This window comes from Streptomyces sp. NBC_00376 (genome assembly GCF_036077095.1).
Taxonomy (GTDB): Bacteria; Actinomycetota; Actinomycetes; order Streptomycetales; family Streptomycetaceae; genus Streptomyces.
On record NZ_CP107960.1, the window covers coordinates 2299579 to 2321406 of the forward strand.

A 21828-nucleotide genomic window follows, 5' to 3' on the forward strand; every position below is an offset into this window, starting at 1 on the left:
GGACGGAACCGATGGGGTTCGAGCGGGGTGAATGAGGCAGCGGTTCGTTCACAGTTGGGCACGATGGATTCGTTCGCGGACCATCAGAGCGGCCCTTTTTTCGGGAAGTTCGAGTTCTGCGGAGAAGCGGAAACCGGCACTCAGAAATGCTGAGACGGATGGGGTGTTGCGCAGATCGGGCTCGGCGACAACGCGGGCGCACCGGGGGCGGTTGTCGAGCACGAGGTCGGCGACGGCCCGCAACAGGGTGGTGCCGACGCCGTGTCCGCGGTTGTGCACACCACCGATGAGCAGGTGGATTCCGGTGTCCTGCGGACGGGCCGGGTAGTGACGTGCCAGCGGGTCGAGATCGGCCCGGTAGATCTCCCAGTAGCTCATGGGGATGCCCGCCAGCACGCCGAGACAGGGGACGCTGCGCCCGTCGCCCTCCAGCTGGGGGCGCAGATGGGCGGCCGTGACGGCTTCCGGTCCGGCGAGCTCCCAGAAGGCCGTGACGGCCGGGTCGTTCATCCAGCGGGTCAGTACGGCGAGATCGCGTTCGAGCCGTACGGGGACCAGTTGGAAGACTCCGGCCGGGGTGGCGACCGGTCGCCAGTCGGCCGGGTGGTCGAGCAGGTCGGAGGCGGCCGCCCTGCTGATGGCCGGGCGGGCGCGCGCCGCCGGGCCCGCGCCGCCCGGGACGGACGACGCGGGTGACGCGAGCGCGCCGGGCGGCAGGTGCGGTGCTTCGGTGTCCGGGGGGTCTTCCCCGAACAGCGCGAGGACTTCTTCGGAGAGCTCCAGGTCCAGGGTGTCCTCGGCACCTGTGTCGGCCTGCGGGGCAGGGCCGGTCCCGGCGTCGGTGTGCGCATCGGCGGGAGCCACGGTGTCGCTCTCCTCTCGGCGGTTCAGGCGGTAATCATGTTCCTTCAGGCACACAGGGGGTTGGCAATGGTCACGTAGACGGACTGGGTGTCGACGGGGCCGACCAGTTCGTCCAGGCCGTGCATCCGGGTCAGCAGGTTGGCCTTGCACCGCAGGTGGGTCATTTCCAGCAGGTGCGTGGGGAGCGGGGAGCCCATGGCGGCGGCCGGACCGAGGAACCGGCGGAAGGCCGCGACGAGTACCCGTTCGTCGGCGAGGTGCTGGGCGCCGAACGCTCCGATCAGGCCGAACACATTGTTGATGCCGAGGTAGTAGGCGAAGCGTTCATCGGTGACCTCGTCGGAGACGAAGGTGTCGCTGACCGATCCGATGCCTGCGAGCCGGTGCTCCAGCGCCGCGCGGTGGGACTCGCGGAAGTAATAGCCCTGGTTGTCGCGGTAGCGGCCGCCGACGGGCCAGCCCGCGGGGTCGAGCAGTACAAGGGTGTTCTGCTGGTGGGCTTCGAGGGCGATGCCTGCGTGGGCGTCGAGCCAGAGCACGGGGCCCACCACGCGGTCCAGATAGCGCAGGAACCACTCGGCGGCGACCGCGCCCACGGTCCGTCCGGTGGTGGCGGCCAGGGAGAGAACGATGCGGGCGAGGCGTGAGTGCATGCCCGTCCTGCCGGGCCACGGGCGGGGGGAGGTCAGGGCCGCGATGCAGACCGCGTCGTCGAGCGGCCCGAACGGATTGTGGCGGAGCATCACATCGAGTCCCTGGACGGGTTCGCCGTCCGGGCCGTCGACGGCGAGCCAGGCGGGGTCGCGGACGATGTCGAAGCCCGGATGGGCGGCGTGCCACTGCGTGGCGAGCCCGCTGCGGAGCAGCCGGTGGACCTCCACTCCGCGGTGGAGTTCCTTGCGGAGGTTCTCGCGGCGGGAGTTGGTGATGCGGACGCCGAGGGAGAGCTTGAGCATCACGTCGGCGCCGGGCCGGTGCACGGTGCGGACGGAGGAGGTGGGGTGCCAGCGTTCGCCGTGCGGTCCCAGGTCGTGGAGGAGTCCGGCGTCGAGCAGGGCGGCCACTTCGGGACGGTGGCGGAGTTCGCGGGCCTGCCAGGGGTGGAGCGGAATCGGTGCGGTGTTGTCGGGGAGGTCCAGTCCCTGGGCGTGGGCGGTGATCAGCTCCGTGGCCGGGACCGGGCGGCCTCCGTCGGTCCAGGCGGAGTCGGTGGCCAGGACGGACCGGTCGACAGCCATCCAGTTCAGCGCGAAGGAGCCGTGCGACTCGGGCGAGTAGAGGCGCGACTCGGCGTCGGAGAGCCCTTCGCGGCTCTTGGGGGTGGGGTGCTGCGGATGGCCGAGCAGAAGCGACTGCTCCGCGGTGAGGAAGAGGTCCGCTTCGGCCGGGGCGTGGGGGGCGCGGCGCCGCTCGGCGATGAATCCGGCGGTACGGCGTACCGAATCGGCGACCCGGGCCACCATGTCGGCCCCCTCGTCGCGGCCGGCCTCGCGGCCCAGCAGCGCGGCGATCGTGACGGCGTCGGCGGGCGGTGCGCCTTCGGGCGACCCCTCCAGGACGGGCGCGCCGAAGCGGTGCCAGCCCGTGGCCGACCAGTAGAGGACGGGGACGAGCAGGGCCGTGCCGCTGGCGGGGAGGGGGATGCGGAGTGTGCACCCGTCCGGCCCGGACAGGCCGGTTTCCCGGACCCAGCAGCGCAGCAGGTTCTCCGCGCCCGCCGTGTCGGCGGCCCGCAGCGGGTCCGGGTGGTCGAGCGGGTCGGCCGCCGCCCTGCTGGTGGCCGAGGACTTCGGGGTGCGGCACTCGTCGTGCGGTGCCGTCATCTGGCGCGGCACGGTGGACTGTTCGACGACGAGTGGGCCGGCCATCTGCTGGGTGGGGGACGAGCCGTCAGCCTGGGGCGTGGGGGTGGGGGTGGGGTTCACGGCGGTCTTTCTTGTGAAGGTGTCCGGGGTCAGCGGAGCGACCCGGTCGTGGTGCGGTGGTGCGGCAGGCGCTCGGCGGCTGCCAGGGCGTCGGCGAGGCGGTCCACGACCGCTGTTGCCTGTTCGTCGGTGAGCGTGAGGGGAGGGAGGAGGCGCACGACGGTGGAGTGGCGTCCGCCGAGTTCGACGATGAGCCCGCGGCGCAGGCACTCCTGCTGGACGGCGGCGGCGAGGGCGGGGGCGGGCGGCGGCTCGGGGCTGTCGCCGGGCGCGGCGGCCTCCGGGTCGACCAGCTCGATCCCGATCATCAGGCCGCGTCCGCGTACGTCACCGATGGTGGGGTGGTCGGTGGCGAGTGCCTGGAGGCGTGCGAGCATGCGGGCGCCGAGGATCGCGGCGCGCTCGGCGAGGCCGTTCTCCCGTACGAAGGCGAGGGTGGCGGTGCCCGCCGCCATCGCGAGCTGGTTGCCCCGGAAGGTGCCGGCGTGGGCGCCCGGCTGCCAGGTGTCGAGTTCGGAGCGGTAGACGATCACGGCGAGCGGGAGGGAGCCGCCGATCGCCTTGGAGAGCACCATCACGTCGGGCACGATGCCGCTGTGCTCGACGGCCCAGAAGGCACCGGTGCGTCCGACGCCCGTCTGGACCTCGTCGACGATCAGGGGGACGGAGCGGGCCTCGGTGATCTCGCGCATCCGGCGCATCCAGCTGTCGGGGGCGGGGTTCACTCCGCCCTCCCCCTGCACCGGTTCGAGGATCATCCCGGCCGGTGCCGGGGTGCCCCCCTTGGGGTCGTCCAGGAGGTTCTCGGTCCACCGGGCGGCGATCTCCGCGCCGCGCTCGCCGCCGATACCGAAGGGGCAGCGGTAGTTACGGGGGAAGGGCAGCCTGGTCACCCGTACGTCCTCGGCGCCGCCCGAGGCGGCGAGGGCACCCGCCGTCATCCCGTGGTAGGCGCCGGTGAAGGCGAGCAGCCCGCTGCGGCCGGTCGCTCCGCGGACCAGTTTGAACGCCGCCTCGACCGCGTCCGTGCCCGCCGGTCCGCAGAACTGGATCCGGGCGTTGTCGGCGAACTGCCGCGGCAGGCTGGCGAACAGCTCCGTGGTGAAAGCGTCCTTGACCGGGGTGGCTAGGTCGAGCACATGCAGCGGCGCACCCGAGTCGATGACCTTCTTGATCGCCTCCAGGACCACCGGGTGGTTGTGGCCGAGCGCCAGGGTGCCGGCTCCGGAGAGACAGTCGAGGTACCGCCGCCCGTCGGCGCCCTCGATGGTCAGCCCACGGGCCCGCACCGGCACGATCGGCAGTGAACGCGCATAGGTACGGGCGGCGGATTCGCGCAGCGACTGGCGGCGCAGGATCCCCTCGTGCACCGCCGGTGCTGCCACCGGGGCTGGTTCGGTCACGGCCACGGCTGTTGGTCCTCCCGCTGTAACGGTTGCGTTGCACATCAGTACGTCGGCGCACGGACGGACTGCGGGGATGAACGCTTCTCCCGAGTCCCTCGCACCTACCAACGACGCCGGGCGCGGCGGAGCACGGGTAAATCGGAAGATCCTTGCGGGGGCGGAACCACGGCCCTGCCGCTCGCCGTCCCCATCGGCACCGGCATAGTGGGGGCCGCACCGGACCTCGGAAAGTTGTCCGGAAGTCCGCAGGGTGTTCGGAGCAGGTGGCTCGGAGCAGTACCGCGGTGCAGTACAGAAGTGTTGAGTTACGAAGTCCCAGGGGGATCACCACATGCGACTCATTCGACCGGCTCTCGCCGCACGTCAGGGGAGGGGGCGCCGCCGGCCTTCGTCGGTGCTCGCCGTGGCCGCGGCCACCGCGGTCCTCGCGCTCACCGCCACCGCCTGCGGTCCCGAAGAGGACAATGCGAGCGACAAGCCGAGCGTTCCCGCCGGCCAGTCCTCGGACGGCAAGATCACCATCCCGGACGATCTGAAGGACCGGCTCAAGGAACACGGGATCGACCTCGACCAGTGGAAGAACGGCGAGTGGAAGAACTGGGACAAGGACAAGTGGCTGCGTGAGGCCAAGGACTTCGTCAACCCCATCATCGAGGACCTCTGGGACCCGGACCGGATGCGGGATGCGGACAAGTCGCCGGAGAAGCCGGTCGACAACGACATCTCGGGTGACGTCGGCGTGACGGACCCGACGCCCGCGCCGGTCCAGGCCGCAGGCGTCCGGACCCCGTACCACGCCAACGCCGCGGAGTCCGGGAAGCTGCTGTTCGACGGCCCCGAGGGCTCCATGGTCTGTTCCGCGACCGTGGTGAAGGACCCGGCGCACCCCGGGAAATCCAACCTGGTGTGGACCGCGGGGCACTGTGTGCACGCCGGCAAGAAGGGCGGCTGGTACCGCAACATCGCCTTCGTGCCGTCGTACAACAACCAGGGCCTTTCGCTTGCCGAGCTGAAGAAGGCGACGAAGCAGGAGATCGCCCCGTACGGCGTGTGGTGGGGCACCTGGGCGCAGACGTCCGACCAGTGGATCTCGCAGGGTGCCTCGGTGGGCGGCCAGGGCGCGCCGTACGACTTCGCGGTGCTGCACGTGACGCCGGAGAAGGGCTCGACGGGCAAGTCCCTGGAGGAGACGGTCGGTTCCGCGCTGCCCGTCGAGTTCAACGCCCCGGCCGTGCCGAAGATCGACGGCATGACCGCGACCGGCTTCCCCGCCGCTCCGCCGTACGACGGCCAGAAGGCGTTCCAGTGCGCGGACAAGCCGGGCCGGCTCTCGCTCACCGCTCAGGACCCGACGATGTACCGCATCGGCTGCACCATGACCGGCGGTGCCTCGGGCGGTGGCTGGGTCGCGAATGGCCAGGACGGCAAGCCCGCGCTGGTCTCGAACACCTCCATCGGACCGGTGACGGCCGGCTGGCTGGCCGGGCCGCGGTTCGGCAAGGAGGCCAAGGGCGTCTACGACTCGGTCAGCAAGAAGTACGCGGGACAGTGATGACGGGCCGTCACCCGGCCCGGTCCCGGGAGCGGTGACGGCGACAGCACATCAGGGGCCCCCGGCGCGGCAGTTGCGCGCCGGGGGCCCCTGTCCGTCGTGCGGCACCGCCGCCCGGCCGCGACCCGTGCGGGACGTGCCGCCGTGGCGGGGAGCATGCTCAGGACCGTCATAGGGTGGCCCGTGCATGCTCGGTGGCCGTTGGCCCGACCCAGCGAACCGCATGACAAGTTCATGGCAATTTTGCAATTTCAGGGGGAAACCTTTCCATGCGATCCATACGTCCGCTGCTCGCCGCGACCGGTCTCGTCGCCGCGCTCGCGCTGACGGCCACGGCCTGCGGTCCCAGCGAGGACAACGCGGCCGGCAAGCCCGCCGCCGAATCCCCGGGCGGCCAGGACGCCGACGGCTCCCTGCCCGACGGTCTGGCCGAGACGCTGAAGAAGCACGGCGTCGACCCGGAGAAGTGGAAGAACGGCGAGTGGAAGAACTGGGACAAGGACAAGTGGCTGCGTGAGGCCAAGGACTTCGTCAACCCCATCATCGAAGGCCTGTGGAAGCCCGACCGGATGAAGACGGCCAAGGACTCGGCGAAGACCATGGCGGCCGGTGACGTCTCCGGCGGTCAGGGCATCAGCGACCCGGAGCCCGCTCCGGTGCAGGCAGAACGCGAGAAGACGCCGTACCACGACTACGCGGCCCCGGTCGGCAAGGTGTTCTTCGACTCCCCCGAGGGCTCGATGGTCTGCTCGGGCACGGTCGTCAAGGACCCCGAGAACCCGGGCAAGTCCAACCTGGTGTGGACCGCCGGGCACTGTGTGCACGCCGGTTCGAAGGGCGGCTGGTACCGCAACATCGTCTTCGTTCCCGCGTACAACGACAAGGGCAAGTCCGCCGCCGCGCTGGAGAGCGCGCAGCCGCAGGAGATCGCCCCGTACGGCGCGTACTGGGCGGACTGGGCGACGACCTCGGGTGAATGGCTCGCCGACGGCGGACCCACCGGGGGCGAGGGCGCCCCCTACGACTACGCGGTGCTGCACGTGAAGCCGGAGAGGGGCACCAAGTCCCTGGAGGAGACCGTGGGCAACGCGCTGTCGGTCGACTTCGACGCTCCCGAGATCTCGCGGATCGACGCCATGGGCGCGTGGGGATACCCGGCCGCTCCCCCGTACGACGGCCTGATCATGCACAAGTGCGTCGACCGCCCCGGCCGTCTCTCCATCAGCCCGAGCACTCCGGCGATGTACCGCATCGGCTGCACCATGACCGGTGGGTCGTCCGGCGGCGGCTGGTTCCGCAAGGGCAGTGACGGCAAGTCGGTGCTGGTCTCCAACACGTCCATCGGACCGGTGACTTCGGGCTGGCTCGCCGGCCCCCACCTGGGTCCGGGCGCCAAGGACGTCTTCACCACGACGAGCGAGAAGTTCGCCGGCCGCTGACCGCCGCCTCCACCCCATGACGGCCGAAGGCCCGCCCCTGGTCGGGGCGGGCCTTCGGGCGATACGAGCCTTTTCGCGTCGCGGTCAGTGCGCCACGGGGACGAACGAGGAGAGCTCGGCCGCCAGCTCCTCATGCACCCGCGCCTTGAGCAGGGTGCCCTCCGACGTGTGCTCCTCGGAGATCACCTCGCCCTCGGCATGCACCCGGGAGACGAGTCCGCCCTGGATGTACGGGACGAGCGCGTCGATCTCGACCGACGGCCGCGGCAGTTCGGTGTCGATGAGTGTGAGCAGCTCATCGATACCGGCGCCGGTGCGCGCCGAGACGGCGATCGCGTGCCTCTCGATGCGCAGCAGCCGCTGGAGCACCAGCGGATCGGCCGCGTCCGCCTTGTTGACGACCACGATCTCGGGCACGTCCACCGCACCCACTTCGCGGATCACCTCGCGCACCGCGGCGAGCTGCTCCTCCGGTGCCGGGTGCGAGCCGTCCACCACGTGGAGGATCAGGTCGGACTCGCCGACCTCCTCCATGGTGGAGCGGAACGCCTCGACGAGGTGGTGCGGCAGATGCCGTACGAACCCGACGGTGTCGGCCAACGTGTAGAGCCGGCCGCTCGGCGTCTCGGCCCGGCGCACGGTCGGGTCCAGGGTGGCGAACAGTGCGTTCTCCACCAGGACGCCTGCCCCGGTGAGCCGGTTGAGCAGCGAGGACTTGCCCGCGTTGGTGTAACCGGCGATGGCGACCGACGGCACCTTGTTGCGCTTGCGCTCCTGGCGCTTGATCTCGCGGCCCGTCTTCATCTCCGCGATCTCCCGGCGCATCTTCGCCATCTTCTCGCGGATCCGCCGCCGGTCCGTCTCGATCTTGGTCTCACCGGGACCACGGGTGGCCATACCGCCACCGCCGCTGGAACCGCCGCCGCCCATCTGACGGGAGAGCGACTGACCCCAGCCTCGCAGCCGCGGCAGCATGTACTGCATCTGTGCCAGCGAGACCTGCGCCTTGCCCTCTCGGGACTTGGCGTGCTGGGCGAAGATGTCGAGGATCAGTGCGGTCCGGTCGACCACCTTGACCTTGACGACGTCTTCCAGGTGAATCAGCTGGCCGGGGCTGAGCTCACCGTCGCAGACGACGGTGTCGGCCCCCGATTCGAGGACGATGTCGCGCAGCTCCAACGCCTTGCCCGAACCGATGTAGGTGGCCGGGTCGGGCTTGTCGCGGCGCTGGAAGACGGCGTCGAGCACCTGGGCACCCGCCGTCTCCGCCAGTGCGGCCAGCTCCGCGAGGGAGTTCTCCGCGTCACGCACGGTCCCCGACGTCCAGACACCGACCAGCACCACGCGCTCCAGGCGCAGCTGTCGGTACTCGACCTCGGTGACATCTTCGAGCTCGGTGGAGAGCCCGGCCACACGCCGCAGTGCGGCGCGCTCGGAGCGGTCGAGCTGCTCGCCGTCCCGCTCCGTGTCGATCTCGTGGCTCCAGGCGACGTCCTCTTCCATCAGGGCGTCGGCCCGAAGGCTCTCGGTGAGGCTTTCGGTGACATTCTCCGTAGCACTCTGCGCGTCCTGCGCGTCCTGGGGAAGGGAAGAAGAGGAGGTCATTGGATCCTTACGTCGTTGGAAGTCCGTTACATCAGTCACAACGCGTGACCCCTTCCGATGATTCCCTCCGTCGGGAATCTCCGGTCCGGCCGCCGCGGCGACCCGTCGATAGTGGCACGGCCGCGCCTCGCCAGTCACCCGGGTTTATCGCTGTGCGGCGGGCGCGGTGCTGCGCCAGTCCGGGTGCCCAGGCATCGGCGGGGTCTTCTCCCCGTACAGCCAGCCCTCGAAGAACGAGGTCAGGTCGCGGCCCGCGGCCTGGGACGCGAGGCGGACGAAGTCCTCGGTGGTCGCGTTGGAGTCCCGGTGCTTCTTCACCCAGTTCCGCTCCACCCGGTCGAACGCGCTGCTGCCGATCTCCTGGCGCAGCGCGTAGAGGATCAGCGCGCTGCCGTCGTACACCACCGGCCGGAACAGGCTGATCTTGTGTCCGGGCGCCGGGGCGTCGGGGCGGGCCGGCGGACCGCCCGCGGCGCGCCAGCCGTCGGACCGGGTGTACGCCTCGCGCATCCGGCGCTCCAGCGGCTTGTCGGCGTGGTCCTCGGCGAAGCGGGCCTCGTACCAGGTGGCGTGCCCCTCGTTGAGCCAGAGATCGGACCACCGCTGCGGGGAGACGCTGTCGCCGAACCACTGGTGGGCGAGCTCGTGCACCATGATCGATTCGAGGTACCACTCGGGATAGTCGGCCCCGGCGAACAGGGACCGTTCGAAGAGCGAGAGCGTCTGGGTCTCCAGCTCGAAGCCGGTCTTGGTGTCGGCGACGAGCAGCCCGTACGTCTCGAAGGGGTAGCGGCCGACCTGCTGTTCCATCCACTCCAGCTGGGCGGGGGTCCTGCTGAGCCAGGGTTCGAGGAGCTTGCGGTCGGCGGTGGGCACCACGTCGCGCATCGGCAGCCGGTGCGGGCCGGTCCGGTGCAGGACGGTGGACCGGCCGATCGAGACCTGGGCCAGTTCGGTGGCCATGGGGTGTTCGGTCCGGTAGGTCCAGGTGGTGTCGGCGCCGTGCCGGGCCGTGCCGGCGGGCAGTCCGTTGGCCACCACGGTGAGGCCCTTGGGCGCGGTGACCCGGAAGGTGAAGTACGCCTTGTCCGCGGGGTGGTCGTTGCTCGGGAAGACCCGGTGCGCGGCGTCGGCCTGATTGGCCATGGCCAGGCCGTCGGCGGTACGCAGCCAGCCACCGGTGTCCTGGTCGCCGCCGGGGTCGCTGGTGTGCCGGACGGTGATGCGCAGCGGCACTCCGGCTGGGAGCCGCCCCGCCGGCTCGATGACCAGGTCCTCGTCCTTGACGGCGAAGTCGGCGCGGAGTCCGTTGACCTCGACCCCGCGGACCGTGCCCCGGGTGAAGTCGAGGTTGATCCGGTCGAGCGGTTCGGTGGTCCGCGCGTCGATCCTGGTGACGGCGTCCAGCGGCTTGCTGTTGTCGCCGTGGTAGGTGAGTCCGATGTCGTAGGCGCGGACGTCGTACCCCGGGTTTCCGAGGTGGGGGAAGAGCGGATCGCCGATGCCGAGCGGCACGGGCGAGGGGAGGGTGGCTGCGACGAGGGTGGCTGATGCGGTGGCCAGCAGAGCGGCCCGCAGGCGGCGGGAGATGAACGGCATGAACTACCGCTACCAGCGACTTCCCTCCGGACAGGCGCGGCGCGCGCCGCGCCACCCGAACGAGATCTCTGTGGGCAGATGGCTCCCGCCGACGGGGTCAGACGGTGGCCGCGCGGTGCTGGGCGCGGCTCACGTCGTACACCCCGGGCACGTCACGCATGGCGCGCATCAGGGCCGGCAGTCCTGCCGCGTCGGGGAGTTGCAGGGTGTAGGTGTGCCGGACGCGTTGTTCGCTCGGCGGTTCGACGGTGGCGGCGATGATCGCCGCGTCCGCCGTCGCGATCGCCTCGGTGAGATCGGCGAGCAGCCGGGGGCGTCCGAAGGACTCGGCGACCAGTGTGACCCGGCACTCGGTGGCCTCTCCCCAGCTCACCGCGACCGGCGTCCGGCCGACGGACCGCATCCGGGCGACGGCGGGACACTCCAGGCGGTGCACGGTGACGGCGCCGCCGCGCACGAGGAATCCGGTGACTGCGTCGGGGGGTACGGGGGTGCAGCAGCCCGCGAGCCGTACGGGGGCGTGCGGCCGGTCCACCACGGCGCTCACGGCCACGGCGGGCCCGGTACCGGCGGTCTGCTGAGCCTGTGGTCCGGGCCTGGAGTGCCCCTGCGTGTGCTGCTCGGGTCCGGTCTCCGCGGGCCGGGTGCCCTGCGGGCTGCGGGTGTCCTCGGGGTGGGCGTCCAGCCAGCCGGTGATGGCGATGCGGGCGGCGGGGGTCCGGGCGTGGTCGAGCCAGTCGGGCGAGGGGCCCGAGGCGGCGTCCTCGGCGAGCAGCAGCTGCACGGTGTCGCCGTCGCTGAGTACGGTGCCGAGGGTGGCCAGGCGGCCGTTGACGCGGGCGCCGATGCAGTTGTGCGCCTCGTCCCCGTACTGCGCGTAGGCGGCGTCCACGCAGCTGGCTCCGGCGGGCAGCCCGAGCGTGCCGCCGTCGGTCCGGAAGACCGTGATCTCCCGGTCCTGGGCCAGATCGGCGCGGAGCGTGGTCCAGAAGGTGTCGGGGTCCGGGGCGGACTGCTGCCATTCGAGGAGGCGGGAGAGCCAGCCGGGCCTGGTGGGGTCTGCGCGTTCCCCGTCGGCGGGTTCGGCGGCCTGGGGGCCGGTGCCGTTGTCCGCGGCGTACGGATTGCCGAGGGCGATGACTCCGGCCTCGGCGACCTTGTGCATCCGGTGGGTACGGATGAGGACTTCGGCGACCGCCCCGTCCTCGCCCACGACGGCGGTGTGCAGCGACTGGTACAGGTTGAACTTGGGGGCGGCGATGAAGTCCTTGAACTCGGAGATCACCGGCGTGAAGCAGGTGTGCAGTTCACCGAGCACGGCGTAGCAGTCGGCGTCCTCGCCGACCAGCACCAGCAGCCGGCCGAAGTCGGTGCCGCGCAGCTCGCCGCGTTTGATGCCGACCCGGTGCACGGACACGAAGTGGCGTGGCCTGATGAGGACTTCGGCGGGGATGCCGGCCTCCCGCAGCACCGTCGTGACGTTCTCGGCGATGGCAGCGAGCGGGTCCTGACGGGCGGCGCCGGAGCCGTCCGGCCGCGCCGACGCGGCGTCGATCAGCGCGCGGGTCCGTTCGTACTCCTCGGGGTGGAGGATCGCGAAGACGAGGTCCTCCAGCTCGGTCTTGAGGGCCTGTACCCCGAGCCGTTCGGCCAGCGGGATCAGTACGTCGCGGGTGACCTTGGCGATCCTGGCCTGTTTCTCGGGCCGCATCACGCCGAGGGTGCGCATGTTGTGCAGCCGGTCGGCGAGCTTGATGGACATGACCCGGACGTCGTCCCCGGTGGCGACCAGCATCTTGCGGAAGGTCTCGGGCTCGGCCGCCGCCCCGTAGTCGACCTTCTCGAGTTTGGTGACGCCGTCGACTAGGTAGCAGACCTCTTTGCCGAACTGCTCCCGCACCTGATCGAGGGTCACATCGGTGTCCTCGACGGTGTCGTGGAGCAGCGATGCGGTGAGTGTCGTCGTCTCGGCGCCGAGCTGGGCGAGGATCAGGGTGACCGCGAGCGGGTGCGTGATGTACGGCTCGCCGCTCTTGCGCATCTGTCCCCGGTGCGAGGACTCCGCCAGTACGTAGGCCCGGCGCAGGATCGAGAGATCGGCATCCGGGTGGTGGGCCCGGTGCGCCTCGGCGACATGACCGATGGCGTCGGGCAGCCGGTCGCGGGAGACGGGGCCGAGCAGCGCGACGCGGCCGAGCCTGCGCAGATCGATCCGGGGACGGCCCCGTCTGCGGATGGGGGCACCTGGGCTGGTGGCCTCTGCGCTCATGGGGGGCACCTCCGGCGACGTCGACCGGCGGTGGGGAGGTGCGGTCGCGCCTCCGGGCCGGTGCTTGATGCTACCGAGCCCACCACGCGGCGGAGTGCCGCTCTCGCCCAGCGTGAAAGGGATCACCCATTCGAGCGAAGTCCTAACCGGCCACCGTTTCGAGCCAGGCGGGGTCGATCAGCCCCTCGGCGACGATCACGGCCGGTCCGGTCATCTCGATCTCGCCGTCCGGCCGCTCGGTGATCAGGAGGGTGCCGCCCGGCAGATCGACGGTGTACGTGACCGGGGTGCCGGTCTCCGTGGGGTCCGCGCCGTCCCTGCGGGCCGCGGCGACGGCCACGGCGCAGGCGCCCGTGCCGCAGGAGCGGGTCTCGCCGGAGCCGCGCTCGTGGACCCGCATGGCGACATGGCGCGGTCCGCGGTCCACCACGAACTCGATGTTGACGCCGTCGGGGTAGACGGCCGCGGGGCTGTAGGGCGGTACGGAGAGCAGGTCGCCGGCGTGTGTCAGGTCGCCGACGAAGGCGACGGCGTGTGGGTTGCCCATGTTCACGTTGCGGGCGTTCCAGCTGCGGCCCTCGAGGCTGACCGTGACACCGTCCTCGGGGAGGAGAGCGCGCCCCATGGAGACCGTGATGGCGCCGTCCTTGGCGATGTGCACCTTCTTCACGCCGCCCCGGGTCGCGACGGCCAGGTCGCCCTGCTCGACGTGCCCGGCGCGCTGGAGGTATCCGGCGAAGACCCGGACCCCGTTGCCGCACATCTCGGCGATCGAGCCGTCCGCGTTGCGGTAGTCCATGAACCATTCGGCCTCGGCGGCCATGGCCTGCGCCTCGGGGTGCGCGGCGGACCGTACGACGTGCAGCAGTCCGTCACCGCCGATACCGGCCCGGCGGTCGCAGAGCCGGGCGACGACGGAAGCGGGCAGGTCGATGGCGTTGTCCGGGTCGGGAACGATCACGAAGTCGTTCTCGGTGCCGTGACCCTTGAGGAAGGCGATCTGCGAGGTGCTCACAGGGCAACTGTACGAAACGGCGCCGACAGCCGACGGCCCCGGCCCGGCCTGCGGGCGCGGGCGTGACGGCATGACCTGCAAAAGTGTCCTCGTGACGGCCCAGCCGTCACAGGAGCGGCCCCCCGCGACGGCTCTGGCGTCACTGGAGCCGTGCCACCCGCCAGACGGCCAGGGCGACCAGCATGCCGCCGACTGCGACGTACAGGGCGATCACCCGCCAGTCCGAGCGCTCGCCCGAACCCCGTTGCGGCAGGCCGGGCCAGGTGTATCCCACCCGGCGGGCGGCCATCATGCCCCAGCCCGCGGCGCAGCAGCTGATCAGCAGGCCGAGCATGGCCACGACCGCGCCGCCGTCGCCGAACTCGAAGGCGAGCGGGAAGGCGAACATCAGCGATCCCACCGCGGCGAGCATGACGATCGGTGCCAGCTGCCAGATCCGCAGCTTGCGAGCGGGCCGCAGCTCGACCTCGACCTCGGGGGTCGCCTCGAGCTCGTCCGGCCCGTCGGGGCTCAGACTTCCCGCTCCGTGCAGTGCGTCCGGTGCGTCTTGTTCAGTGTCGCGAGGGCCGGCCTCCATCGCCACGCGCCCTCCCAACTCGGACTCCACTGGTCGATCGATGCTCGATGATGGCACGCTCCGGGTCGTCGAAATGACGGGCAGGGCTTCCCGATGCCATCACGTGATCAGGCTGTAACCGCTCGTTCGATCAACGCCAGCGCCTGGCGCGGGAGTTCCCCGCGGTGTTCCGCGGCGCCGCTCAGCCAGTGGACCCGCGGGTCGCGGCGGAACCACGAGTCCTGACGGCGGGCGAATCGCTTGGTGGCGCGGACGGTCTCGGCGCGTGCCTCGTCCTCGGTGCATTCCCGGGCCAGCGCGGCGAGTACCTGCTGGTAGCCGAGCGCCCGGGAGGCGGTCCGGCCCTCGCGCAGGCCGTGCGCCTCCAGGGCTCGCACCTCGTCCACGAGCCCGGCCGCCCACATCCGGTCGACCCTCAGGGCGATGCGTTCGTCGAGTTCCGGGCGGGCCACGTCGACGCCGATCTGAACGGTGTCGTACACCGCATCGTTACCGGGGAGATTCGCGGTGAAGGGCTTGCCGGTGATCTCGATGACTTCGAGGGCCCTGACGATCCGGCGGCCGTTGCTGGGCAGGATGGCCCGGCCCGCTTCGGGGTCGGCGGCGGCGAGCCGGGCGTGCAGCGCTCCGGAGCCGCGCTCGACCAGCTCCTCCTCCAGCCTGGCGCGCACATCGGGGTCCGTGCCGGGGAACTCCAGGGCGTCGATGGCGCCCTTCACGTAGAGCCCGGAGCCGCCCACGAGGACGGGGGTGCGGCCGGCGGCGAGCAGCCGGTCGATCTCGGCGCGGGCCAGCCGCTGGTACTCGGCGACGCTGGCGGTCTCGGTGACGTCCCAGATGTCCAGCAGGCGGTGCGGGACGGATTCTCGTTCGGCGAGCGTCAGCTTCGCGGTACCGATGTCCATCCCCCGGTAGAGCTGCATGGAGTCGGCGTTGACCACTTCGCCGTCGAGCTGCTGAGCAAGGAATACTCCCAGATCGGACTTTCCGGCCGCAGTGGGACCGACGACGGTGATGACCCGCGATGCGGGAGCTGAGCTTCTCACCGCCACAGTCTCGCAAACCTCCGGCACTCCTCCCGAACGAGTGAGGTGACCGGCCGGGAACGGGAATCGTTTGCCGTCCCGGCCCGGACCCGTGCACCAAGCCCCTCCGGGCGGCGCGGATCGTCTCGCACGCCAGTAGAATTCACATTGAATATGGGCGTTTTTTCACGGTTTGAAGAAGCGTCCGGCCGTAGTCCCCCAGCAGGGAAGGTGCCCGATGGGCTTCCTGGACAATTTGAAGGCCAAGCTGAGCCCCGCCAAGGACAAGGTCGGCGAACTCGCGCATCAGCACGGGGAAAAGATCGACCATGGGCTCGACAAGGCCGCGCGTACGGTCGACGAAAAGACCAAGGGCAAGTACAGCGACAAGATCGAGTCCGGCGCGAGGAAGGCCAAGGACGCGGTCGAGCGCCTGTCCCACAAGAAGGACGAGGGTGGTACGCCGCCGCCCGCTTCCTGACCATGAACTGATCAAGTCCGGGTGACGGCCGTGGAGCGGCGACGCCGCACGGCTGTCACCCGGAGGACTGCGGGCGGCAGCGGCTCAGGACCAGGCGGCGACCAGATAGCCGACGCCGTACGGGGCGTCCTCGTACAGCAGCCGTCCAGCCAGGCCTGCCCCCTGTGCCGCGCCCGCGAGGACCTGCCAGGGTGCCCGGCCCGCCGCCTTCAGTTCGTGCGCCATTGACTCGTCCAGCGCGATCAGCGCGTCCGGGTCCGCCGCGCCCAGCGCCCGGGCGGCCGCCGCGTCGAACGCCTCGGCGCGTTCGTCCAGATAGCCGGGGGCCTTGAGCGTGCGGCAGGCGCTGCCGTCGCCCATCACGAGCAGCGCGACCCGCTCCGCCCGTGCGGCCAGGTCCCGCCCGGTGCTCGTACAGCGCTCGGCCGCCAGCGGCTCCCCCACGCCCAGCCCCTCGACCGGCGCACCGGCCCATTCCGCGCGGGCCAGGAGCCAGGCGCCGAGGGCGAGGGACGGCGGAAGCGAGTGGCCCGCCCCCACCGGTCCGAGGTCGCGGCCGAGCCGTACGCCCAGGTCGACGCCGAACCCCTCGAAGGTTCCGGTCGCCCCCTCGGGGTGCGGCCCGCGGCCCGGCGGGTCCGCGGGCCCGACCACGACCAGCAGGTCGGGACGTGCGGCGGCGAGCACGCCGAGAGCGTCGGCGCAGGCGTCCCGCAGGGTGTCGAGCTCGGGAGCGGCCCCGGCGGCGACCTCGGGTACCAGCAGGGGCGGGCAGGGGCAGACAGCGGCGGCGACAAGCATGGAGGGCAGCGTACTGCCTGGCCGCGAGGCCCCCGCGGCCTCGGCCCGGTCGTCCCAAGCGCTGCCCGGTCCTGCCGCCGCGCGGGAGACCGACCGCCGTCGTGCTCCGCCGTCAGTCGCAGCCGTGGCCCGGTACTGCTGCGGTGCGGGGAACCGGCCGTCCCGCCGCCGTGCTCCCCGCCGTCAGTCGCAGCCGCAGCCCGGGGCCGTCGCAGCCGGCAGCGGTGCCGGGGCTCCGATGCCGGGCAGTCCCAGCATCACGCCGGCCGGCTTGGCGGCCTCGGCGGCGTTGCGCTTCTCCCAGGCGTCCCCGGCCCGGGTCCGCCGCACGGCGACCGGTGCGCCCTCGGCGAGCAGGTGGTGCGGGGCCGCGTAGCTGATCTCGACGGTGACCACGTCGCCGGGACGCACGTCCTCGTCCGGCTTGGTGAAGTGGACCAGGCGGTTGTCGGGGGCCCTGCCGGAGAGGCGGTGGGTGGCGCCGTCCTTGCGGCCCTCGCCCTCCGCGACCATGATCTCCAGCGTCCGGCCGACCTGCTTCTTGTTCTCCTCCCAGGAGATCTCCTCCTGGAGGACCGACAGGCGCATGTACCGCTCCTGGACGACCTCCTTGGGGATCTGCCCCTCCATCTCGGCGGCCGGGGTGCCGGGGCGCTTGGAGTACTGGAAGGTGAAGGCGTTGGCGAAGCGCGCCTCGCGGACCGCGTGCATCGTCTGCTCGAAGTCCTCCTCGGTCTCGCCGGGGAAGCCCACGATGATGTCGGTGGAGATGGCCGCGTCCGGCATCGCGGCGCGCACCTTCTCGATGATGCCGAGGAAGCGCTCCTGCCGGTACGAGCGCCGCATCGCCTTGAGGATCGTGTCCGAGCCCGACTGCATCGGCATGTGGAGCTGCGGCATCACATTGGGCGTCTCCGCCATCGCCGCGATCACGTCGTCCGTGAAGTCGCGGGGGTGCGGCGAGGTGAACCGGACCCGCTCCAGGCCCTCGATCCTCCCGCAGGCGCGCAGCAGCTTGGAGAACGCCTCGCGGTCGCCGATGTCGGAGCCGTACGCGTTCACGTTCTGGCCGAGCAGGGTGATCTCGGAGACGCCCTCGGCGACCAGCGCCTCGATCTCGGCGAGGATGTCGCCGGTGCGGCGGTCCTTCTCCTTGCCGCGCAGGGCCGGGACGATGCAGAAGGTGCAGGTGTTGTTGCAGCCGACGGAGATCGAGACCCACGCGGCGTAGGCGGACTCGCGGCGGGTGGGCAGCGTGGAGGGGAAGGCCTCCAGGGATTCGGCGATCTCGATCTGCGCCTCCTCCTGGATACGGGCGCGCTCCAGCAGCACGGGCAGCTTGCCGATGTTGTGCGTGCCGAAGACGACGTCGACCCAGGGGGCCCGCTGGACGATGGTGTCGCGGTCCTTCTGCGCCAGGCAGCCGCCGACGGCGATCTGCATGCCGGGCCGCTTGGTCTTCATCGGGGCGAGCCGGCCGAGGTTGCCGTAGAGCTTGTTGTCGGCGTTCTCCCGCACCGCGCAGGTGTTGAAGACCACGACGTCGGCGTCGCCGTCGGAGCCCTCGGCGGCACGCACATACCCCGCGCCCTCCAGCAGCCCCGACAGCCGCTCGGAGTCGTGGACGTTCATCTGGCACCCGTAGGTGCGCACCTCGTACGTTTTCAAACCGTCCACTACTCCACCAGCCACGTCGTTGCCGCTCACCCGTCCAGGGTAAGGGCTCTGCCCGGGCCCCGATGATGGATACCCCGCCCGGCGACCACCCGCCGCCGGGGAGCGGGCCTGGTCATCGCCGGGGCGGGCTGGCAGGATCGCCGCCATGCTCCAGGCACTCTCCCGTATCGGCAGACGACGCGTCCTTCAGATGTGCGCCGCCGTCGCCGTCGTGCTCGGGCTGCTGCTGTGGTGGCTGCTGCCGCTCGGGCAGCCGGCCCCGACCGGCACGCTGACCTTCAGCACCGGTGTGCGCAGCGGGGTCTACCAGCGCTACGGCGAGCGCCTCAAGGGGGACCTGGCCAGGGATCTGCCCAAGGTGTCGATACGGCTGCAGACCAGTGAGGGCTCGCAGCAGAACATCGCCCGGGTGGCGACCGGGAGGGCCGACTTCACCATCGCCACCACCGATGCCCTCGCCACGTATCTGCGCAGCGGCAAGCCCGGCGCGGACCGGCTGCGGGGCTGTGTGCGGCTGTACGACGACTACATCCAGCTGGTCGTACCCCGCGACTCCGAGGTGCGCAAGGTCTCGGACCTGCGCGGAAAGCGGGTCGGGGTGGGGCAGCGGGGTTCGGGCGTGCGGCTGGTCGCCGACCGGCTGCTGACGGCCGCGGGGCTCGACCCCGCGAAGGACGTGACCCCGGTCCCCGCCGGTATCGACACCATGCCGGAGCAGTTGGAGGACGGCCGGCTCGACGCCTTCTTCTGGTCCGGCGGACTGCCCACCTCAGCCGTGCAGGAGCTGTCGGACCGGTTCGCGATCCGGCTGGTGCCGCTGGAGGCTCCGCTGGTCAAGAAGCTCCAGGCGGCGGGCGGGTCCGCCCGCTACTACCGTTCGGCCATGATGCCCGCCGACGCCTACGGCAACGCGCAGCAGGACCAGGCGGTACCGACGGTCGCGGTCGCCAATGTGCTGGTGACCACGGACCGCTCGGATCCGGCGTTGACGGAGGCGTTCACCCGGACAGTGATCGACAGCAGGGACCGGATCGGGCGCGAGGTGCACGCGGCCCAGCTGGTGGATCTGCGTACGGCGATCTACACCGATCCGCTGCCGCTGCACGAAGGGGCCAGCCGCTACTACCGCTCGGTCAAGCCCTGACCGTTCTCCCGGGCCCCATCGCGCTCAGCCCTGCGGGCCGTTGCGCGGCACCGAGACCGTGACCCGCAGCCCGTGCGGCTCACGGGCCGCGTAGCTCAGGGAGCCGCCGCAGGCCGCCAGGAGCGCCTGCGAGATGGAGAGCCCGAGGCCGGATCCCTTGATGTTCTGGTGCTGGGTGCTGCGCCAGAACCGGTCGCCGATGCGTTCCATCTCCTGTGCGGTGAGGCCGGGCCCGCGGTCGGCGACGACGACCGTGACGTCATCGCGGCCGGAGGCGACCGTGACGACGACCTCTTCCTCGGCAGGAGTGAATTTCAGGGCGTTGTCGATGATCGCGTCGAGGGCGCTCGACAACGCGATGGGGTCCACCCAGGCGGTCACCGCGGACGAGCCGTCCGCCCGGAGCCGTACCCCCTTCTCCTCGCCGACCGGCCGCCAGGACGCGACGCGCTCCGCGGTGAGCGCGCCGATGTCCGTGAGCTGCAGATCGGCCGCGGCGTGTTCGGCCAGCGCCAGGTCGAGCAGGTCGTCGAGGACCTGCGCGAGGCGCTTGCCCTCCATGCGCACGGAGGCGATCTCCTCGTTGCCCTCGGGGAGTTCCAGCGCGAGGAGCTCGATCCGCAGCAGCAGCGCGGCAAGGGGGTTGCGCAACTGGTGCGAGGCGTCGGCGACAAAGGCGCGCTGCTGCTCCAGTACGTCCTCGACGTTGTCGGCCATCTCGTTGAACGAACGGGCCAGGCGCCTGAGTTCCGGTGGCCCGCCGGAAGCCGCGACCCGCGATCGCATGCGTCCGCTGGCGATGTCATGGGTGGCCGCGTCCAGCGTCCGCACCGGCAGCAGGACCCAGCCGGTGAGGCGGATCGCGGCGCCGACGGCGACCAGCATCGCGATCGCTTCTCCGGCCGCGATCAGCAGCCAGCCGCGGATCGTGCGCGAGCGCATCTCGTCGGTGGGCGAGTCGAGGACCACCACGGCGACGACGTCGCCGTCCCGTACGACGGGCGAGGCGACGACGACCCTGCCGTTCTGCCACGGCCAGACCTGTGGTGGATCGTGGCTGCGCCGCCCGAGCAGGGCCTCCTTGAACGCCTCGCGCCCCTCCCCCTCCAGCGGCAGCTGCCAGGCGGCGGGGGCCTTGGCCATGGCGCTGTCGTCGCGGCGGAAGATACCGGCGCGGATGCCGTACACGGACGCGTAGGTGTCGAGTTCGTTGCGCAGGGTGCGCCGGCGCTCGTCGTATCCGGCGACCGGATCGGTCATGAACTGCGCGAGTGCGGCGAAGCGTGCCGTGTCGTCGATGCGGTCGATGACGACGCGTTGCTGCTGGGCGGCGGCCACGCTGACGGCCAGCGGGAAGCCGAGAGCGAGCAGTACGCCCGCCATGAGAACGATGAGCAGGGGAAGCAGCCGGGTGCGCACCTGGGACGTACGCCTCTACGCGGACGGCGCGACGAGGCGGTAGCCGACTCCGCGCACCGTCTCGATCAGTGCGGGCAGCCGCAGCTTGGAGCGCAGGGATGCGACGTGCACTTCGAGCGTGCGCCCCGTGCCCTCCCAGCTCGTACGCCACACCTCGCTGATGATCTGCTCCCGGCGGAACACCACTCCGGGCCGCTGGGCGAGCAGCGCGAGCAGGTCGAACTCCTTGCGGGTGAGCTGGACTTCCGATCCGTCGACGCTGACCTTGCGGGTCGGCAGCTCGATGTGGACATGGCCGAGACGCAGCCCTGCGACGGGCATGGGCACGGTGTCCTCGCCCGGTGCCTTGCGCCGGCTGACGGCGTGGATTCGGGCGAGGAGTTCGCCGGTGTCGTACGGCTTGACCACGTAGTCGTCGGCGCCGAGGTTGAGGCCGTGGATCCGCGACCGTACGTCGGCGCGCGCGGTCACCATGATCACCGGGGTGGAGGTGCGCTTGCGGATCTTCCCGCACACCTCGTACCCGTCCTGGTCGGGCAGACCGAGATCGAGGAGCACGACACCGAACGGCTCCGTGTCGGCGGGCAGCAGGGCCTGCAGGGCCTCCTCGCCGCTGCGCGCGTGCACGACCCGGAAGCCGTGCCGGGCGAGGATCGCGGAGAGGGCGGCGGCGACATGATTGTCGTCCTCGACGAGCAGCAGTCTCATGGCCTCCCTCTCCAGTTCTCCGATGGTTGCGACGGGACGCCGGCCGGCAGGCGTCGGCGGGTGTCGGTGCGGTCTCGGTACGCTCCTCGTCACTTCCCCGTACCGAGGCGTTTCACGTCATGGCGTACCAGGGCATCCACTCCGATGAGAGGCAGGTCAGTCAAGGCCTGCCCGCCGCATCCGGCCATCTGTTATCCACCCGGTACGCCACGGGCGTCACACCCCGCACCCCCTTCACACGGAGTGTCCGGTTGCCGCCGGATCGTTATCCTCAATTTCCGCTCAGATGTAATGACGCTGGTAGCACCGCGTCACTAGGGTC

Annotated in this window: 17 protein-coding genes; 4 read left to right on the top strand and 13 right to left on the bottom strand. The window is 71.2% G+C overall.

The features are described from left to right. Nucleotides 1-48: 48 nt before the first annotated feature. The 3 genes from OG842_RS10150 to OG842_RS10160 form a co-directional block, all read right to left on the bottom strand. Nucleotides 49-864 carry a GNAT family N-acetyltransferase gene (locus OG842_RS10150; protein WP_266729307.1) on the bottom strand — a complete coding sequence of 272 codons (816 nt, stop codon included), beginning with the start codon at nt 862-864 and terminating at the stop codon, nt 49-51. A 44-nt stretch (nt 865-908) separates the two neighbouring features. Continuing rightward, nucleotides 909-2732: an IucA/IucC family protein gene (locus OG842_RS10155; RefSeq protein WP_266733509.1), complete on the bottom strand. Its 1824-nt coding sequence runs from the start codon at nt 2730-2732 to the stop codon at nt 909-911. An 86-nt stretch (nt 2733-2818) separates the two neighbouring features. Continuing rightward, nucleotides 2819-4198 carry a diaminobutyrate--2-oxoglutarate transaminase family protein gene (locus OG842_RS10160; protein WP_266729308.1) on the bottom strand — a complete coding sequence of 460 codons (1380 nt, stop codon included), beginning with the start codon at nt 4196-4198 and terminating at the stop codon, nt 2819-2821. 328 nt (nt 4199-4526) lie between these two features. On the opposite strand from OG842_RS10160, the gene OG842_RS10165 reads away from it, so the two are divergent. Then, on the top strand, nt 4527-5747 hold the full coding sequence (locus OG842_RS10165) for a trypsin-like serine peptidase (protein WP_266729309.1): 1221 nt from the start codon (nt 4527-4529) through the stop codon (nt 5745-5747). Nucleotides 5748-6016: 269 nt separating this feature from the next. Then, nucleotides 6017-7186 (top strand): trypsin-like serine peptidase, encoded by a 1170-nt coding sequence (locus tag OG842_RS10170; RefSeq protein WP_266729310.1) that lies wholly within the window; start codon nt 6017-6019, stop codon nt 7184-7186. Nucleotides 7187-7270: 84 nt separating this feature from the next. Here OG842_RS10170 and hflX read toward each other — a convergent pair whose 3' ends face one another. The 6 genes from hflX to miaA all read right to left on the bottom strand — a co-directional run bounded on the left by hflX (nt 7271) and on the right by miaA (nt 15297). Next, a complete protein-coding gene (gene hflX / locus OG842_RS10175; RefSeq protein WP_266729311.1) occupies nt 7271-8791 on the bottom strand; it encodes a GTPase HflX in 1521 nt (506 codons plus the stop codon). A gap of 144 nt (nt 8792-8935) precedes the next feature. After that, nucleotides 8936-10390, bottom strand: coding sequence for a M1 family metallopeptidase (locus OG842_RS10180; protein WP_266729312.1), 1455 nt, complete (start codon nt 10388-10390; stop codon nt 8936-8938). A gap of 97 nt (nt 10391-10487) precedes the next feature. Further along, entirely contained in the window at nt 10488-12659 is a 2172-nt protein-coding gene (locus tag OG842_RS10185) for a RelA/SpoT family protein (RefSeq protein ID WP_266729313.1), read from the bottom strand. A 142-nt stretch (nt 12660-12801) separates the two neighbouring features. Then, on the bottom strand, nt 12802-13674 hold the full coding sequence (gene dapF / locus OG842_RS10190; protein ID WP_266729314.1) for a diaminopimelate epimerase: 873 nt from the start codon (nt 13672-13674) through the stop codon (nt 12802-12804). 139 nt (nt 13675-13813) lie between these two features. After that, on the bottom strand, nt 13814-14251 hold the full coding sequence (locus tag OG842_RS10195; protein WP_266733511.1) for a hypothetical protein: 438 nt from the start codon (nt 14249-14251) through the stop codon (nt 13814-13816). Nucleotides 14252-14358: 107 nt separating this feature from the next. Continuing rightward, on the bottom strand, nt 14359-15297 hold the full coding sequence (miaA, locus tag OG842_RS10200; protein ID WP_266729315.1) for a tRNA (adenosine(37)-N6)-dimethylallyltransferase MiaA: 939 nt from the start codon (nt 15295-15297) through the stop codon (nt 14359-14361). A 217-nt stretch (nt 15298-15514) separates the two neighbouring features. Here miaA and OG842_RS10205 point away from each other — a divergent pair, with 217 nt between their 5' ends. Next, nucleotides 15515-15757, top strand: coding sequence for an antitoxin (locus OG842_RS10205; protein ID WP_266729316.1), 243 nt, complete (start codon nt 15515-15517; stop codon nt 15755-15757). A gap of 84 nt (nt 15758-15841) precedes the next feature. On the opposite strand, the gene OG842_RS10210 is transcribed toward OG842_RS10205, so the two are convergent. Together OG842_RS10210 and miaB are read right to left on the bottom strand one after the other, a co-directional pair. Continuing rightward, entirely contained in the window at nt 15842-16558 is a 717-nt protein-coding gene (locus OG842_RS10210; RefSeq protein ID WP_266729317.1) for a class III extradiol dioxygenase subunit B-like domain-containing protein, read from the bottom strand. Between the two features lie 183 nt (nt 16559-16741). Further along, nucleotides 16742-18235 carry a tRNA (N6-isopentenyl adenosine(37)-C2)-methylthiotransferase MiaB gene (miaB, locus tag OG842_RS10215; RefSeq protein ID WP_266733512.1) on the bottom strand — a complete coding sequence of 498 codons (1494 nt, stop codon included), beginning with the start codon at nt 18233-18235 and terminating at the stop codon, nt 16742-16744. A 145-nt stretch (nt 18236-18380) separates the two neighbouring features. Between miaB and OG842_RS10220 the strand changes: the two genes are divergently transcribed. Further along, complete coding sequence (locus OG842_RS10220; protein WP_266729318.1) at nt 18381-19379, top strand: TAXI family TRAP transporter solute-binding subunit; 999 nt, start codon at nt 18381-18383, stop codon at nt 19377-19379. Nucleotides 19380-19403: 24 nt separating this feature from the next. Here the strand turns inward: OG842_RS10220 and OG842_RS10225 are convergent, their stop codons facing one another. Further along, nucleotides 19404-20798, bottom strand: a complete 1395-nt coding sequence (locus OG842_RS10225) for a sensor histidine kinase (protein WP_266729319.1) — start codon at nt 20796-20798, stop codon at nt 19404-19406. Nucleotides 20799-20813: 15 nt separating this feature from the next. Beyond that, nucleotides 20814-21506: a response regulator transcription factor gene (locus OG842_RS10230; protein WP_266729320.1), complete on the bottom strand. Its 693-nt coding sequence runs from the start codon at nt 21504-21506 to the stop codon at nt 20814-20816. Nucleotides 21507-21828 lie beyond the last annotated feature (322 nt).